This window comes from Larkinella terrae (assembly GCF_009668025.1).
Taxonomy (GTDB): domain Bacteria; phylum Bacteroidota; class Bacteroidia; order Cytophagales; family Spirosomataceae; genus Larkinella; species Larkinella terrae.
The window spans coordinates 886,532-903,827 of sequence record NZ_WJXZ01000001.1 but is presented as its reverse complement, the minus strand read 5'-3'; the positions used below and the strand labels follow the sequence as shown (position 1 = coordinate 903,827).

The following is a 17,296-nucleotide window of genomic DNA, read 5'->3' as shown; positions in this document are numbered from 1 at the left end:
AAAAAACACTTGTAACTCCAATGATAGTCAACCTATTAAAATATTTCGGTTCCCGCTGGCTGTTTGGCCTACTGCTTGGTTTGGTGATCCAACCAGGCCGGGCCGAGCGGTTTTTTCCTCCTGATACGACCGAAGAGTCCCGGTATTACCAGATCGAAACAATTCCCATTCCGAAGGACATCGCACTGGAAGTGGGCGGTTTGGCTTTCAATCGAAAAAACCAGCTCGGCATTAGTACGCGCCACGGCGAAGTCTGGATTCTGGAAAATCCGTACTTGAAAAAAAACGAGAAACCCATCTTTAAAAAGTTTGCTTCCGGCCTGCACGAAGCCCTCGGACTGGCGTTCATTGGAAATCATTTTTACCTGGCACAGCGCGGGGAATTGACCCGGCTGGAAGACCGCGACAACGACGGCAAAGCCGACACTTTCAAGGCAATTTATTCCTGGCCGTTGTCCGGCAATTACCACGAATATTCGTACGGGCCGGTGGTGACCAAAGACGGCAATATGCTGGTGACGCTGAATCTTTCGTGGATCAGTCGGGGAGCGAGTCTGGCAAAATGGCGCGGCTGGCTGCTGAAAATCTCGCCAACCGGTGAAATGACCCCGCTGGCAACCGGGCTCCGTTCCCCGGCCGGTTTGGGCATCAATGCCGCCGGTGATATTTTCTACACCGAAAACCAGGGTGATTGGGTCGGTTCCGGGCGGATGACGCACCTGAAACCGGGTGATTTTGCCGGCAATCCCGCCGGTTTAAAATGGACGAACGACCCGCGCTCTCCGCTTTCGCTGAAAGTGGACGATGTGCCCAGCTCACCCGATTTACCGATGCACGAAGTCGCGGCCACCATTCCGGCGCTCAAACTCCCGGCGATCTGGTTTCCGCACGGACTGCTGGGCGTTTCGACTTCCGACATCCTGATCGATACCACCCGGGGCGGTTTTGGCCCTTTTGTCGGCCAGTATTTCATTGGCGATCAGGGCCATAGCAAGGTGAATCGGGTATTTCTGGAAAAAGTAAAGGGGGAATATCAGGGCGCTACATTTCCGTTTCGGGAAGGTTTTTCGTCGGGCGTTTTCCGGATGAAATGGGGAACCGACCACGCGATGTTTGTCGGGATGACCAGCCGGGGCTGGAACTCCAAAGGTCCCGAGTTGTACGGGCTGCAACGGCTCCGCTGGACCGGCAAAATACCGTTCGAAATCAAGACCATCAAGGCGCAGTCCGACGGTTTTGTGCTGGAATTTACGCAACCCGTCAACCCCGCAACGGCCTCACAAACAAGCTCATACGAGATCACCGGTTTTACGTATCACTACTGGAGCACGTACGGCAGCAAAATCATCAATCAGCAGAGTTGCATGGTCCATCAGGCCGTCGTGGCCAAAGACCGGCTATCGGTCAAACTGGTGGTGCATGGGCTGCGGAAAGGCTACATTCACGAAGTGAAAGCCGCCGGTTTACAAGCGGCCGATGGCCGGGCGTTACTGCACAATCTGGGATATTACACCTTGAATAACATTCCGGTTGGAAAAGCCGCCACCGCGATGGCAGCCGCTCGGAAAACCGGCGTGTCCTACGATATTGACAAAGACCCGAAACGAGTCACGAAACAACCGGATTCGTGGGTATATGGCCCCGAAATTTCGCTGACTGTCGGCACAAAACCGGGGCTTCAGTTCGATGAGACGGAATTGAAAGTAAAAGCCGGAAGTAAAGTTGAACTGATGTTCAATAACAACGACGATATGCTGCATAATCTGGTCATTACCAAACCGGACGATGCGGTTGAAAAAGTCGGGCAATTGTCGTTGGCGCTGGGTTTAAAAGGGCCCGATTTTCATTATATACCGCAATCGGATCTGGTGCTTTTCCACACCGCCATACTGCAGCCCGAAAGCTCCGAAAAGATTTACTTCACCGCTCCGGAAAAACCGGGTGTCTATCCTTTCGTGTGCACATTCCCAGGCCATTACAGCGTCATGCGGGGGAAATTAATCGTTCAGTAAACCGACACAAAGCATGAAAAATGTATCACGAAGAACCTTCCTACAAACGATCGGTGCAGCATGTGGACTGACGCTCGGCGCTTCAAACCTGCTGGCCCAAACCGCTGCCGAGTTGCCGCGCGTCCTGATCCTCGGCGACTCTATTTCAGTGGGTTATACGCCGGTTGTCAAGCAACTACTGGAAGGAAAGGCCGTTGTATCCCGGCCCGCCGAGAACTGCCAGGGGACCAAACTGGGTGTTCAGCGCATCGATCAATGGATTGGCAGTGAACCCTGGACGGTGATTCATTTCAACTTTGGATTGCACGATTTAAAACACGTCGATCCAGTCACAGGCATCAACAGCAACAAACCCGACGATCCACACCAATCCGATTTAAAACAGTACGAAGCCAATTTAAAAATCATTGTGGAGCGCTTAAAAGTGACTGGCGCAAAGCTCATTTTTGCCACCTCAACGCCGTATCCCGATTTACCCGAAGGTCCGTACCGAAAAGCCGAAGATGTGCTGAAATACAACGAGGTAGCGCGGAAGATTATGAAGAAAAATAAAATCCGGATCAACGATTTATACAGCGCGGTTTTGCCCGAATTAGCCACGCTTCAATTGCCATCCAATGTGCATTTTAAACCCGAAGGCAACCGGTTCCTGGGCCAAAAAGTAACGGATGTGATCAGCTCCGTTTTGCCTTCCTGAAAACCGTCTTGAATTCATTTTCTACAACCTGTTAACCTGAAACCAAATGACCGATCGTCGCGATTTTATAAAGACGTTATCACTCGCCGGAACTTCGTTGTTGCTGCCTTCGCCGTTCGCAGCCGCATCCATAAATCCCGAAAAAACTGTTCCGAATTACCTCTCGAAATACAAGGACTTGTACGCCAAAGACCCGAAAGCCGCTTCGCTGGCCTGGTTCAACGAGGCAAAATACGGGTTGTTCATGCATTACGGCCTGTACAGCATCTGGGGGCGCGGGGCCTGGGTGCAGTTGTTCGAAAAAACGCCGGTTGCGGAGTACCGCAAGCTCATGAACGAGTTTACCGCCCGGAAGTTCGATGCCGATTTCATCACCGACCTGGCGCTGGAATCCGGGATGAAATACGTGAACATCACGACCAAACACCACGACGGTTTTTGCCTGTTCAAGTCGGCGCAAACGGATTACACCAGCGTTCACGCAGCCGCGAAACGCGATCTGGTGGGCGAGCTGAACGCGGCCTGTCAGAAAAAAGGATTGGGTTTATTTTTGTATTATTCCGTAGCCGCCGACTGGCATCATCCCTATTTCCCGGCGAAAACCGCGGGCTGGCAATATTTCCGACCGGACTATGCGCAACCGCAGCCGGAGTACCGCTACAAAACCGAGAAGGACGCGGAACGCTACACCGCTTACGTCAAGGCGCAGTTGCGGGAGTTGGTGACGCAGTATGATCCGGCGGGCATCTGGTTCGATCCGGTGCGCGGTTTGTATGCCCGGCCCGACCTGTTTCCGATGGAAGAATTTTACCGGGAAATCCGCTCGCTGAGTCCGCACGCGCTGGTTTCTTTCAAACAGGGCGCGACGGGAACGGAAGATTTTGCGGCTCCCGAACGGAAAGCGGCTTCGCTGGCCGACCAGATTCAGAGCGACTTTGGGGCGGAATCGGCGGCCCTGGCGAAGCGGGTTTGGGAAGCGCACCACAGCAAGCACAACGAGACGTGCAGCACCCTGCAGCGGGGCGCGTGGTCGTATGAACCCGAAGATAACGACAAACGACGACACCTTGGCGTACAGGAAGTTATGGATTTGCTGGCGGATGCCAAAAGCCGGAACATGAACCTGTTGCTGAATACCGGCCCCCTGCCCGAAGGCGACATTCACCAAGGCGATGCCGAGACGCTTCGCAAGGTGGGCAAACTGATTGGGTGATCATTCGTAACTGAAAAACAAACCTAAATGAACAATTTTTGGCGGATACAGGCGGTTGGTTTTTTGGTGCTGGTGTCGGCAAGCAGTCGCGCCCAGACAAAGCCGGTTTACCCGCCAACCAAAACGGTTGACCAAACCGACAATTACCACGGCGTCACGGTGGCCGATCCGTACCGCTGGCTCGAAGACGACCGGTCGCCGGAAACCGCAGCCTGGGTAAAGGCCCAGAACGAACTGACTTACCAGCAGTTAAGCCAGATTCCGTTCAAAGACAAAATCTATTCGGATTTAGAAAAAGTCAACAATTATCCCCGGTATTCAGGGCCACGCCAGAAAGGCAATTACTTGTATTTTTACAAGAACGACGGCTTGCAGAACCAGGCGGTTTTATACCGGCAGAAAGGCCAGACCAATAATCCCGAAATTGTTATTGATCCGAACACGCTTTCTGAAGATGGTACGGTGAAACTGACGGTTTTCAGTCTTTCGAAGACGGGCGCGTATGCGGTTTTAGGGTTTTCGAAGGGCGGTTCCGACTGGCAGGAATACCGGGTGATGGACCTGAAAACCCGGCAGTTGCTGTCCGATAAAATCGAATGGGTGAAGCTGTCGAACGCGGCCTGGCAGGATGACGGTTTTTACTACAGCCGCTATCCGGAACCGCAGGGGTCGATTATGGCCGCCAAAAACGAAAACCACCAAGTGTTTTACCACAAGATAGGAACCCCGCAAACCAGCGACAAACTGGTTTTTGAGGACCGGGCCAATCCGCAGCGGTTCCACAATATGTTCACGACCGAAGACGAACAGTACGCCATTTTGTACATCAAGGATCGCGGCAAGGGGAAAGACGGCAACGGCTGGCGAATTAGAAAAAAAGGCGAAACTGCGTTCACGGCGGTCGGGAATGATCTTTCGGATTTCAAATACAACCTGGTGACGAACGAGGGCGACCGGTTTTTGATCGAAACGAATGAAAATGCGCCCAATGGAAAACTGGTCTGGTATGAACGAACCTCCCAACGCTGGAAACCGTTTCTGGACGAAAAACCGGAGCCGTTGCAGGCCGTCGGCACCGCCGGAGGAAAGGTATTTACCTCATACTCAAAGGATATTGCAACGCATGTGTATGTGTACAACCTGAAGGGACAACTGGAGAACGAGGTCAGTCTGCCGGTTTTGGGAACAGCCACCGGATTCAGTGGTGACAAAACCGATACCCGCGTTTTTTATACGTACACCTCGCTGAATTATCCGCCGACGCTGTTTCAGTACCAGATTGCCACGCGCAAAAGTGCGGTTTTTCGGAAACCGGAAGTCTCGTTCAATCCCGAGGATTATGTGGTGGAGCAGGTGTTTTACCCCAGCCGGGACGGCACGAAAATTCCGGCGTCCATCATTTATAAGCAGGGTTTGAAGCGGGACGGAACCAACCCGACGCTGATGTATGCCTACGGCGGTTTTGGCGTGAGCTGGACACCAACCTTCAGCCCGACACGGATTGCGTTTCTCGATCAGGGGGGCGTTTATGTGCAGCCGAATTTGCGCGGAGGGGGCGAATACGGCCAGAAGTGGCACGAACAGGGCATGAAGGGCAACAAACAGAACGTTTTTGACGACTTTATTGCGGCCGCCGAATACCTGATTGCGAAAAAATACACTTCGCCCGGACGGCTGGCCATTCAGGGCGGCTCCAACGGCGGGCTGCTGCTGGCGGCCGTCATGAACCAGCGACCGGAACTTTTCCGGGTGGCGTTTCCGTCGATCGGTGTGCTGGACATGCTGCGGTTTCATAAATTTACGGTGGGCTGGAGTTGGATACCGGAGTTTGGTTGCAGCGATAAACCCGACGAGTTCCGGTATCTTTACGCCTATTCGCCCCTGCACAACATCAAAACCGGGGTTGCCTATCCGGCGATTCTGGTGACCACCGCCGACCACGACGATCGGGTAATTCCCGCGCATTCCTTTAAGTATGCGGCCACCTTACAGGCCAAAGCCGGGCCGTCGTCGCCCCGCCCGCTCCTGATCCGGGTCGATGTCAACTCGGGCCACGGGGCCAGCAGCACGAAAAAATCGCTGGAAACCTCGGCTTATCTGTATGCTTTTCTCTTCCAGAACATGGGTTTGGTCTGGAAGTAATTGATTCTATTACCGCCCCTAAATCCCGAAACGTCGGCCCGGCCTAAAGGGGACTTTTAACATCTGGAAGTTTAAGTGTCCAAGTCCCCTTTAGGCCGGGCCGACGTTTCGGGATTTAGGGGCATTTTGATAAGTAAGTTATGATAAGATTGAATGTGCGTAATTACAAAAACCGGTTTCGATCCGCCAAAATCCAGCTCTGGATTGGATTGATTTTGGGCTTTGCCCTCCTGACAAGCAGCCAGATTTCGGTTGACCCTAAAAAGGCCGCCCCTCGGAAACCCAACATTCTGTTCATTTTTACGGATGATCAGCGGTACAACACGATCCGGGCGCTGGGTGATCCGGTGGTGATTACGCCCACGCTGGACTCGCTGGTTCGGGCGGGCACCACGTTTACCCACGCGTATAACATGGGCGCGTGGCACGGCGCGGTTTGCGTCGCCAGCCGCGCAATGCTGGTGACGGGATTGCCGGTCTGGAAGGCCCAACAGGCCGAGAAGAATTTCAGTGCGCTGGTCAACGCCGACGGTTTCTGGAGCCAGCAGTTGAAAAAAGCGGGTTACGAAACCTATATGACCGGCAAATGGCACGTCAACACGGATGTCAAACGGCTTTTCGACCACGTCACGCATGAGCGGCCGGGGATGCCGAACCAGAATCCGGCGGGGTATAACCGCCCTTTGTCTGCGCAGGATACGACCTGGCAACCCTGGGACGAAGAATACGGCGGTTTCTGGAAAGGCGGCAAACACTGGAGCGAGGTGCTGGCCGATGATGCGGTGGGCTATCTGAAAGAAGCCAGCCAGAAAGATGCCCCCTTTTTTATGTATCTGGCGTTCAATGCTCCGCACGACCCGCGGCAGTCGCCCAGGAAGTACGTCGATCTGTATCCGCTGGACCAGATCAGGCTACCCGTCAGCTATCAGGATGAGTATCCGTACAAAGATGCGATGGGTTGCGGAAAAGACCTGCGGGATGAGCAGCTAGCGCCGTTTCCGCGAACGCCCTACGCCGTCAAAAAGAACATTCAGGAATATTACGCCAGCATTTCGCATCTGGATGCGCAGATTGGGAAAATTCTGCGGGCCTTGGCCCAAACCGGCAAGCTAGACAATACCTACATCTTTTTTACGGCCGACCACGGTTTGGCCGTCGGGCACCACGGATTGCTGGGGAAACAGAGCCAGTTTGATCACAGCGTTCGGGCTCCGCTGGTGGTAGTTGGCCCGACGATTCCCAAAGGCGAGAAGCGAGAGCAACAGGTTTATCTACAGGATATTATGGCGACGACGTACGATCTGGTGAGTATTCCAAAACCGGCTCATGTCTATTTCAACAGCCTGTTGCCACTGATCAAAAACAAAAAAGCGATGGGCGCTTATCCGGAAATTTACGGCAGTTACATGGACCGCCAACGGATGGTGCGGACGGACCGTTACAAATTAATCGTTTACCCCAAAGCCCCGAAAATCCTGCTGTTCGACCTGCGGAAAGATCCCAACGAAATGCAGGATCTGGCCGGTCAGGCGGCTTATAAAACCGTTTTGCAGGACCTGAAAAACCGCCTGATTCGCCAGCAGCACCAACTGGGTGACACGCTCAATTTAGCCCCGGTTCTGAAATCCATTTAACCCGTATTTGCTGAAAATGAAACCTTTCCCTTTCCAAAAAGTAGTCCTTGCGCCCTTGCTGCTGGCTATCCCGGTTTTGCTGGTGTTATCGGGCAGCACAAAATCCGATCATCCCGAAAACCGCTCCAAAAATCAGCAAAAAGGTTGGGAGGTGCTTTTCGACGGTCATGACCTGACCAAATGGCAAAACTCGACCAGCGATTCCATACCTTACAAAGGCTGGAAAATTGAAAACGGGACGCTGGCGGTGACCAGCGGGCGCGTCGGTGGCGACATTATTACCCGCGAAAGTTTCCGCAATTTTGAACTGGAACTGGATTTTAACCTGACCGAATCGGCCAACAGCGGGATCAAATACCTGGTAAACCGCATCAAAAACGCTAAAACGAACGCGACCTCGCTGATGGGCATCGAGTACCAGATCATCGACGATTTCAATTATCCCGAAGTCAAACCGGAGCCCAACAGCACCATCTCGACCGGTGCGGTTTACCTGCTTTATCCACCCCGGAACAAGAAACTGCTGCCGCCCGGCCAGTGGAACAAGGTTCGGATTGTTGTCAACGGAAAACACATCGAACACTGGCTGAACGGAAAACTCCTCGCCAGCTACGACCGCATGAGTCCGGATTTTCAGGAAAAAGTGGCCCAATCCAAATTCAGGGATTACCCGGATTACGCCAAAGCCGACAGCGGCCGCATTCTGCTCCAGGATCACGGCAACCATGTCTACTTCCGAAATATCCGGATCAAACGGCTGGACTGAGCGAATGCGGTTTTCCCCAAAACAAACCACCCCGATAGGCCTTGCCAGTCGGGGTGGTTTGTTTTTATTCTGAAACTGATTAGTTCGGATAACCGGGATTCTGCGGTTTCAGGTTGGGGTTGTTGAGCATTTCCTGCTTGCCCAGCGGCAGCAACAGGTGTTTCTCCTGCAACGGCTGATTCGAACTCGGATTGATGTGACCCACAAAGTTGTCGAAACCGTTGGTTTTGTCGTTGTATACCTTCCGCAGCCGAACCATATCAAACCAGGTGATTTGTTCGTAGCTCAGCTCGTGCCACCGTTCCCGCCAAACCGCTTCCCGGAACGTCGCCTGGGTGTAGGTGCCCAAAGCCGGTGTCGTCAGGCCCGCCCGATCCCGGACTTTCTTGAGCGCATCGTAAGCGGCCTGCGTCGGAGCGCCCACTTCGTTCTGCGCTTCGGCGTAGATCAACAGCGTTTCGGCGTACCGGATTTGCGGTACGTTCAAGTTGTTCTGACGCGTGCCCGCTACACCCTGCGTGCCGTTGGCTGTCCGGTTGAAGTGCTTGAAGATGTAGTTTGCGCCCAGATCGAACCGATCTCCGCTACCGTTGGTGAAGTAGGTCGAGTAAAAATAGCCCTGGTCCTTCGCCCGCAAATCACCCTTCTCATACGAAGCGTAGAACGAGGGCGTCGGCACCGTACTGCCCGTTCCCGACGGACCGTTGTAAGTCACCGGTTTGAAGTTCGGGTACATGTTGTCCATCGGGTTACCCGCCACCAGCGTGTTGTATTGCAACTCGAACAGGTGTTCCAGGCGGTTTTCGGTACTTTCCTTATGTACGTCTTCCAGCGAAGCAAACAGTCCGATCTCCGATGGATTGGCGTTGGCGTACGTGATGACTTCCAGGGCTTTGTCAGCCGCCAGTTTGTAGTGCGTAGCGCCTTTGCTCAGCGGAAAACCGGCCATTGTCAGGTACACTTTCGAAAGCAGGGTTTTCACGGCGGCCAGGTTCACCCGACCCGACACATCCATCCAGGCCAGACCGGCGGCTTCAGCGGCTACCAGGTCATCCACAATCAGTTTGTAAACTTCTTCCTGCGGGGTTCGTGCCGGTTGGAAATCTTCCGAAGAAGCCGTTTGTGGCTTGGTAATCAGCGGAATATCACCCCACAGGCGAACCGCCGTGAAGTAGGCATTGGCCCGCAAAAACCGGGCTTCGCCCAGAATCTTCTTCTTTTGGGCTTCATCCATCGGCGTAATGCCCGGCACCTTGTCGAGGACCTGGTTGGCCTGCGCAATCACTTTGTAAAGACCGTTCCAGTAGTTGACTACGTGGATGGTGTTGCCGTCGTGGACCAGCCCGTAAAGGTTGTTCAAATCCGAGTTCTGAGCGGTTTCGGTGGTCGAGGTTCCCGTCAGCGCTTCCAGCAGTTGCCAGTTGGAAGAGAAAATCCCGGCCCCATCGCCCATGAAACGCATATCGGCATAGACGGAGGCAATGGCCGCTTCAGCGTGGTCAGGAATGGTGTAAAAATTGTCAGGGGTCAGGTTGGAAGGAGCCTGTTCTTCGAGAAAATTCTTGCAACCGGCGGGTCCTAACAGCGTGGCTCCTAGCAAAACAATCTTGCTTACTTTGCTGAGTGTATAGTTCATTGGTAAAATCACTTTTGATTGTATTATTAAACGATTGGGGATTGGGGTTTATTTGGGGGGCGGTTTCCCGATTTTTTAGAAAAACCGCCCCCCAAAATTCCTTACAATCCTATCTGCAAACCGAACATGTAAACGGTCGGTTTGGGGTAGTTATGCCAGATCATCCCTTGTGAGAACGCGCTGTTATCGTCACCCTGGTTGGTCGGCGTTACTTCCGGATCACCCACGATTGGGTCTTTCACCAGCAGGAAGAAGTTTTGCACCGACACGTACGCCCGCAGACGGTTCAGTTTCAGCTTGCTCGTCACGAGGTTGGAGAAGGTATAGCCCAGCAACAGGTTTTTACCCCGCAGGAACGAACCATCCTTGATCCAGTGGCTGTCCACGTTCGTTACGTAACCCGCCCGCGTGTCCCGAATCTCGGCGATCATCGTGTTCTGATTCGTTGGCGTCCAGGCATTCAACACCGAGGTGTAGCTGTTGGCCAGCGCCTGACGGTCTTCGCTCGGGTGCAGGTTCATCAACATCACATCGTTGCCGTATGAGAACTGGGTCTCAAACGTCAAATCGAAGCTTTTGTAGCGGAAGCTGTTGGTGAAAGCACCCCAGCCTTTCGGGCTACCGTTTCCGATGATGCTCCGGTCGGCGTCCGTGATGGCTTTGTCTCCGTTCACATCCAGGTACTTGATGTCACCCGGCAGGATCGTCAACCCGTTCCGGTAGCTGGTGAACTTGGCGGCTTCTTCACGCTCCGCTTCGCTCCAGACACCCACGCGGGTCAAGCCCCAGAATGAACCGACGGGTTGACCCACCCGAATCACGTTGGTTGGGTTGGTGAAGTTCGGACCACCCACGTTGAAGATGTCCGAAGGCGTTGCCAGCGACAAAACCTTGTTGCGGTTGAACGAGATGTTGAAAGTCGTGTTCCACTGAAAACCGCCTGCGTCGATGTTCACCGTGTTCAGGCCGATCTCAACCCCTTTGTTCTGCATTGAACCCACGTTCCGACGGATGGTGGCGTAACCACTCGTGCGCGGTACGGGTGCATCCAGCAGCATGTCGGTGGTTTTGCGGTAGTAATAATCCGCTTCCAGGTTGATGCGGCCTTTCAACAAGCCCAACTCAACCCCAACATCCGTTTGGGCGGTTTTTTCCCAGCGCAAATCCGGGTTAGCCAGACGGCTGATCCCCGTTCCTGATACTTTCGTGTCGCCGTAAACCGTTGCGTAGTTCGAGCTCAGCAGCGACAGCGAGGTGTAAGCCGGAATTTCCGAGTTACCCGTCAGACCGAAGCTGGTCCGTACTTTCAGGTTGGAGATCACCGAGTTGCCTTTCAGGAACTCCTCTTCCGATGCCCGCCAGGCCAGAGCCGCCGAGGGGAAAAAGGCGAACTTGTGGTTCTCTCCGAATTTTGACGAACCATCCGCCCGACCCGTTACCGTCAACAGGTACTTGTCCATCAGGCTGTAGTTGATCCGACCGAAGTACGAGTTAAACGCAAACCGTGACGCCCCTGAGCTCACGCTGGGGTTAGTCGCCCCAGCACCCAGGTTGTTAAAACCGAAGTAGTCCGTCGCAAAACCGCTCACGCTGGCTCCCTGAGAAAATACATTGGTTTCCTGCCAGGAAATCCCCAACAGGGCGTTGATGCTGTGATTTTCGTTGATCTGCTTGTTATAGGTCAGATAGTTTTCCAACGACCAGAACGATTCTTTCCGGTTGGAAGTGGATGCGTTACCGTTCCCACCAATGTTCAGCGTCCGGGTGACGGATTGATTATTTTCCTGCGTCTGGATGTTCGCACCTAAAATCGTGCGCATTTCCAGTCCTTTCGCAAAGGTGATGTTTGAGTACAGGCTACCCAACGTGGTTTGCGTATTGAGGATGTATTTGGTATCCATCAAACGGTGCACCGAGCTCATCGTTCCTTCTGCGTAAGGATAGTCGCGGTTATTGGCGTAGGTTCCGTCATCGTATTTCACGGGCAGGAAAGGGAAGTCTTCCACAATCTGGCGAGCGACCGCATCGCCCTGATCCACAATGTTTTCCGACTGGTTGTTGTAGCTCAACGTACCTCCGATTTTCAACCACTTCTTCACCTGATCATCGATCGTAAACCGGCCTGAATACCGCTTCATGTACGACGTCTTGATCAAGCCCTGGTCATCCCGGTAACCCAGGGAAATCGAATACTGGGTGCGCTCATTACCCCCGCTGAAACCCAGCTGGTGGTTTTGCGACAGCTTGTTCTGGGTGGCTTCTTCCAGCCAGTTCGTATCGTATTTCGGACTGCCATCGGAGTTCCACACCCGTGGGTCGGTCCGGCGGAGTTTGGGGTTCAGATACGCCCATTTGCCAGCCGCCCAGCCGACGGGGTCATACTTGGCCATGTTGGCCCACGCCAGATCTTCCGTCGCGATATACTGTGCAGAATTCAGCACGTGCGGGCGGTTGGGTCCGATGGTGTTCACGCTGAAATCCACGTTATACGTCACCTGACCTTCACCCGATTTCCCTTTTCGGGTCGTTACCAGCACCACCCCGTTGGCACCCCGCGCCCCGTAAATGGCGGTCGAGGAGGCATCCTTCAAGACTTCCACCGACACGATGTCGTTGGGGTTGATGTAGTCGATGGCCGAGCTGAACTGGGCTCCGCTTCCCTGCGGTAACATCACGCCATCCACTACGTACAGGGGATTGTTGGACGAGTTGATGGAACTGAAACCGCGCACACGGATGGTGGTCCGACCACCCGGGCGACCCGAGTTGGTGTTGACCTGCACACCCGGCATCCGGCCCGACAGCGCCTGCTGCAACGATGGTGCGGGGCGTTCTTTCAGTTCGGCTTCTTTCACCGTTCCGACCGCACCGGTCAAGTCACTTTTCTTGGCCGTACCGTAACCGATCACGACAATCTCGTCCAGCACTTTATTGTCCGATTTCAGACTTACGTTGAGGGAAGACTGCGTTCCGACGTTCACCTCCTGAGACAAATAACCTACAAATGAAAAAACCAGCGTAGCGCCTGATTCCGGTACTTCAATTTTGTACTGGCCATCGGCGTCCGTGACGGTTCCCCGCGTCGTTCCTTTAATAACAATGCTAACCCCTGGCAGAGACGAGTTCGTTTCGTCGGTCACTTTCCCGGTCAGAGTACGGTCCACCGCGACGGTGAAGGCGGTTTTAGATAATGATCCCGAATTTGGGTCCTTCGCAGCGAAGGTTGCACTTGTGCAGACAGAAGCCAGTAGGGTTGGGAAAAGGCAAAGTTTCACCATCCTGCTAAGCCGGGCTTGCGGTAGTACGTATTCTATCATAGATTTTTGAAAGCCGTTCCTACGGCGATTGGATTTGGAAATAGAGACTCAAAAAAAAGTAAAATTAACAAATTAAAATATGGTAATCATTTAATGCCTTAACAGCATAACGTTATTTAATGCTGTTTTAATTTGGTTGGGATAGGAGATTTATTGAATTCATTAGAATCACAAAAAGAGCCAGCGGATAAGGCTAGTTTAATCAGCCGGTTACGGTGATTTTGCCGCCTGGCAGGATGCTAATGATGAATTGGAGCGAGATGGTCTTACTTTTCAAGACCGGGTTCGTTGGAGAATAGTTGCATTAAGTACGATTTTTTTGAGCGACGATTCGAAAAAAAACAAATTGGAGTCGGCTTAATGCTATTTCACCAATTTTGGCTGATGCGAACTGCCGTAGCCGTGGATGGATACTCGATGGCCTTGCTCGAATGTATTTGAAACGAATCCATTTGAATGGACATTCCCTGATCGGGAGGTAAGAAATAATCAGAAAGTGTCGGAAGCGCTTTTAACGTATAGAGATATTGGTATAATAATCGGCGCTGGTTTTCGCCCGGTTTTAGAGAGCATCTAAATAGCTCATTTTCTACCATACAGGTCCGTCCCCAACGGAAACATCGCCCCCAACCCCCTAAAGGGGGCTTAAATCGGTGTGTTAAAGCCCCTTCAGGGCAGGGCCGTTAAGTGCTGTTAAAATTTGCCCCCAACTCCCTAAAGGGAACTTAAATATCCGGATTTGAAAGCCCCCTTTAGGGGGTTGGGGGCGATGTCTCGGCGAACAAGGAAAATCTGACTATCAGACAGTCTCTTAAATAAATTATTTTTTGACGAAAGAATACGGAACTGTGGGTGGATTTGTATTTTTTGAAGAATCTGCTTTTTTGAGAAATCCCTGGTCTGCAAAGCGGATTTATATTTTGATCCTTTTCGGAGTGTTTCGCGGCTGTTCAGAACTAGTTCGCTTTCGTGAAGATAACTCGTATTTCCGGCCCGATTTGCGGTTATTCGCAGCTGTTCGGCGGCCCCGGATATTCCATTTAAAAGCCAACTTTTATGCGTGTATTGGACGACATTATTATTTGAAGAAAAATCAAGTATGTTGCATGGTTTATTTATTATCCATTAATTTTTGCACAATTATTGTATTACAACTAGCTATCGATTAACTAATTACGTACCAATTAATCACTTTTTTTTGAATGCGTTTTTTACAACGTTGACTTTTTCTCAGCAAAAGTTCTGTTTCAAAACCGTTGTCAATTCTCAAGCCATTTATTACCTGTCCTCACTCGATATGAAAAATGAAATGATTACCCAAAAAATTAAACCATTCAAAAGCATTGCTCATTCAATCGTGATGATCGAGTGCACCTTGCCTTCCAGAGAAACCCGGAAAGGCACTGGCTTCATTTATGAATTTTGCAATAAAGAAGATGGTAGGGCTATTCAGGCTATTGTCACAAACAAACACCTCGTCAGAGATGCGAAATGGACCCACATCCGGTTTACCAAAAAGAAAGAAGACGGGACGCCCGATCACGGAAATCAGGTCGTAACGGTCTGCACCGACTTCTGGGCTTCCTGCGTTCCGCACCCGGATCCTAAAACGGACCTCTGTATTTACCCTTTGAATGGCTTAATGAAAAAAGCAGAGAGAGAGGGGATCGCCATTTACATTCCGCCCCTGGGAAGCTACCGAACGCCGACGGAAAAAGAAATGAGGGATACGGATACGGTCGAAGAAATTTATGTGGTCGGTTATCCCAACGGGTTGCTGGATTCGGAAAACAACGAGCCGATTTACCGAAAAGGAATCACCGCGACGGACATCAATCTGAACTACTGCGATCGGCGGCAATTTCTGGTCGACACGGGTATTTTTCAGGGTTCGAGTGGCTCACCGGTTTTTATGGTTGTTAATGAAGTAAGTCTTGAAGACAATCGGTATGTGCTTGTCAAGCGAATGCGTTTGGTGGGAATCGTTGGATTCGTTTTGATTCATTCCAATAAAGGCGTGGTCAGGACGCTGGCATTTGAGGACATGCCCGTTGACCCGGCGGCCACCCAGACGCAAAATTATTTAGGCGTCGCCATTCACTACAGTAAATTACTGGAATTTGAAGAGCTGCTTACTCAACCCAATCAGGTGTCGGTTTATTAGAGAAAAAGTTTAAGGTTTTTAGTTCAACGTTTAGGGTTATCAGTTTATCGTATTTTTAAATTAAATCAGTTGATTAATAGCTCGTTACTATGGCATTTGAATAAACTTCAATCCCATCAGCTACTTGCTGTATCCACAAAAAAAGCCCCCGATTGGAGGCTTTTTTTGTGGAAATATTGGCCGGATTTTACTTCTTTTTCCGGACATACACATTGTTGCTGATCGACTCCAGCCGCACATCCGGCCCCCCGCCGTTGACGGTTCCTTCCAGCAGGTAGCCCACAATCGGATTCTGCTGTTTTTTGTTTTTGAAGTCGATCGTTAAGTCGGAATATACTTCGCCGGTGACGGTTTTCAGCGCCAGATTGGCGCCTTGGGTTCCGGGCCAGTTGAGGTCCACAAAACCGCTGATGGTTTTGGCAAAAACGTCTTCGCTGGCGCCCTCGATGTCGATGTTGCCGTTGATGGATTCGACGCGTAATTTGGCTTTGCGGGGCAGAAAAACCTGGTAGTTGATCGTGCTGCACACGTAGGTATTGGTTCCATTGTAATCGGTGCGCCAGACCGATTTTTTGTCGCCGGGACAATCTTCGGCCCGGCCCTGTTTGATCATCTCCCGGTCGAAATCGGTTTTGAGTTTGATTTCGGTGGGCGTTGAACCCGACTCAACCAGCAGTGCGTCGTTCAGACGACCGCCGTTGATGGTCACCGCAATGCGGACGGAGACTTCCGCTTTGTCCCAGTACCGAATCTGGATGCTGTCGGCAAATCTCAGGTTCAGATTAACGAGCTGATCCGAAGTAAACGGAAATTTCTTGTCGATGATTTTCTGGGCAAAGACGGGGCTGAAAACCAAAACCGTCAGGAGCAAAAAGAGAAGTTTTTTCACCGTCGTAGAAACGCGTTTTAACGCGTTTGTTTTTGGTTTAACATATTTATTTCTGCTTGCGAATGTAGATATTGCTGCTGATGGTGTTGAGCTGCATTTCAACTCCGCCACCATTGGCCGTTCCCTCGATGTGGTTGCCACCGCCAACGCGGGCCATGCCGTCTTTGGCGCTTTTCAGGCCCAGATCAAAATCGGTATACATCTCGCCGTTGATCGATCGCAGCTTCATGTTGGCTTTGGTACTGGCCGGAAGCGTTATGTCGACAGCCCCCGAGATGGTTGTAATGGAAGTCGGTTTTTCCTGGCTCAGATTCGTGAACGTGACGTTCACCTCGCCGTTGGTGGTGTTGGCCACCACGGGGCCGGTCACACTTTTGAGCGTAATGGGCGAGTTGGTCGTGCGGACTTCCAGATCGCCGTCCACGTTGCTGATCGTGACGGTGCCGTTTCGCCAGTTGACCTGCCGGAAAAGAATCGATACCTTCTTTGGAACCCGGATCGTGTAATCGATGTCCTTGCGGGTCGCTTTTTCGATTTTCAAACCGTTACTTTCCGGCGTCACCGCCAGCCCAATGCCGGAGTTATCCACCGCCGAATAATACAGCGGTTTCAGTCCTTTGGCGCGCTCCGGTGGCGCATCCAGCCCGGACGACGCCCGAATGATGACCTCGTCGCCGTCGTACCCTTCAATTTTATATTCACCGGCATCCATTTCGATGACCACTTTTCGGTCTTTGGCATTGGCTAGTTTAGCCTTGTACTCCTGGGCATTGGCGTTCAGAAGGCACGACAAAGCCGTGACAATCAGCAGCGTGATTTTTCTCAT

General features: G+C 52.0%; 11 protein-coding genes. 7 read left to right on the top strand and 4 right to left on the bottom strand.

Features of this window, described 5'->3' with window-relative positions; all coding sequences use genetic code 11:
- Positions 1-20 precede the first annotated feature (20 nt).
- The 6 genes from GJJ30_RS03670 to GJJ30_RS03645 all read left to right on the top strand — a co-directional run bounded on the left by GJJ30_RS03670 (position 21) and on the right by GJJ30_RS03645 (position 8,464).
- Positions 21-2,012, top strand: a complete 1,992-nt coding sequence (locus GJJ30_RS03670; protein ID WP_154173238.1) for a plastocyanin/azurin family copper-binding protein — start codon at positions 21-23, stop codon at positions 2,010-2,012.
- 13 nt (positions 2,013-2,025) lie between these two features.
- Positions 2,026-2,709 (top strand): SGNH/GDSL hydrolase family protein, encoded by a 684-nt coding sequence (locus GJJ30_RS03665; RefSeq protein ID WP_154173237.1) that lies wholly within the window; start codon positions 2,026-2,028, stop codon positions 2,707-2,709.
- Between the two features lie 46 nt (positions 2,710-2,755).
- Positions 2,756-3,922: an alpha-L-fucosidase gene (locus GJJ30_RS03660; protein WP_154173236.1), complete on the top strand. Its 1,167-nt coding sequence runs from the start codon at positions 2,756-2,758 to the stop codon at positions 3,920-3,922.
- Positions 3,923-3,949: 27 nt separating this feature from the next.
- Positions 3,950-6,064: a prolyl oligopeptidase family serine peptidase gene (locus tag GJJ30_RS03655; RefSeq protein WP_154173235.1), complete on the top strand. Its 2,115-nt coding sequence runs from the start codon at positions 3,950-3,952 to the stop codon at positions 6,062-6,064.
- Between the two features lie 140 nt (positions 6,065-6,204).
- On the top strand, positions 6,205-7,698 hold the full coding sequence (locus tag GJJ30_RS03650; RefSeq protein WP_154173234.1) for a sulfatase family protein: 1,494 nt from the start codon (positions 6,205-6,207) through the stop codon (positions 7,696-7,698).
- A 16-nt stretch (positions 7,699-7,714) separates the two neighbouring features.
- On the top strand, positions 7,715-8,464 hold the full coding sequence (locus GJJ30_RS03645; RefSeq protein ID WP_154173232.1) for a 3-keto-disaccharide hydrolase: 750 nt from the start codon (positions 7,715-7,717) through the stop codon (positions 8,462-8,464).
- Between the two features lie 79 nt (positions 8,465-8,543).
- Here the strand turns inward: GJJ30_RS03645 and GJJ30_RS03640 are convergent, their stop codons facing one another.
- Entirely contained in the window at positions 8,544-10,100 is a 1,557-nt protein-coding gene (locus GJJ30_RS03640; protein WP_154173230.1) for a RagB/SusD family nutrient uptake outer membrane protein, read from the bottom strand.
- Between the two features lie 101 nt (positions 10,101-10,201).
- On the bottom strand, positions 10,202-13,378 hold the full coding sequence (locus GJJ30_RS03635; protein ID WP_154173486.1) for a SusC/RagA family TonB-linked outer membrane protein: 3,177 nt from the start codon (positions 13,376-13,378) through the stop codon (positions 10,202-10,204).
- 1,336 nt (positions 13,379-14,714) lie between these two features.
- Here GJJ30_RS03635 and GJJ30_RS03630 point away from each other — a divergent pair.
- On the top strand, positions 14,715-15,581 hold the full coding sequence (locus GJJ30_RS03630) for a S1 family peptidase (RefSeq protein ID WP_154173228.1): 867 nt from the start codon (positions 14,715-14,717) through the stop codon (positions 15,579-15,581).
- A 187-nt stretch (positions 15,582-15,768) separates the two neighbouring features.
- On the opposite strand, the gene GJJ30_RS03625 is transcribed toward GJJ30_RS03630, so the two are convergent.
- Both GJJ30_RS03625 and GJJ30_RS03620 read right to left on the bottom strand, forming a co-directional pair.
- Complete coding sequence (locus GJJ30_RS03625) at positions 15,769-16,470, bottom strand: DUF4097 family beta strand repeat-containing protein (protein ID WP_310588177.1); 702 nt, start codon at positions 16,468-16,470, stop codon at positions 15,769-15,771.
- A gap of 46 nt (positions 16,471-16,516) precedes the next feature.
- Positions 16,517-17,296 carry a DUF4097 family beta strand repeat-containing protein gene (locus GJJ30_RS03620; RefSeq protein ID WP_154173226.1) on the bottom strand — a complete coding sequence of 260 codons (780 nt, stop codon included), beginning with the start codon at positions 17,294-17,296 and terminating at the stop codon, positions 16,517-16,519.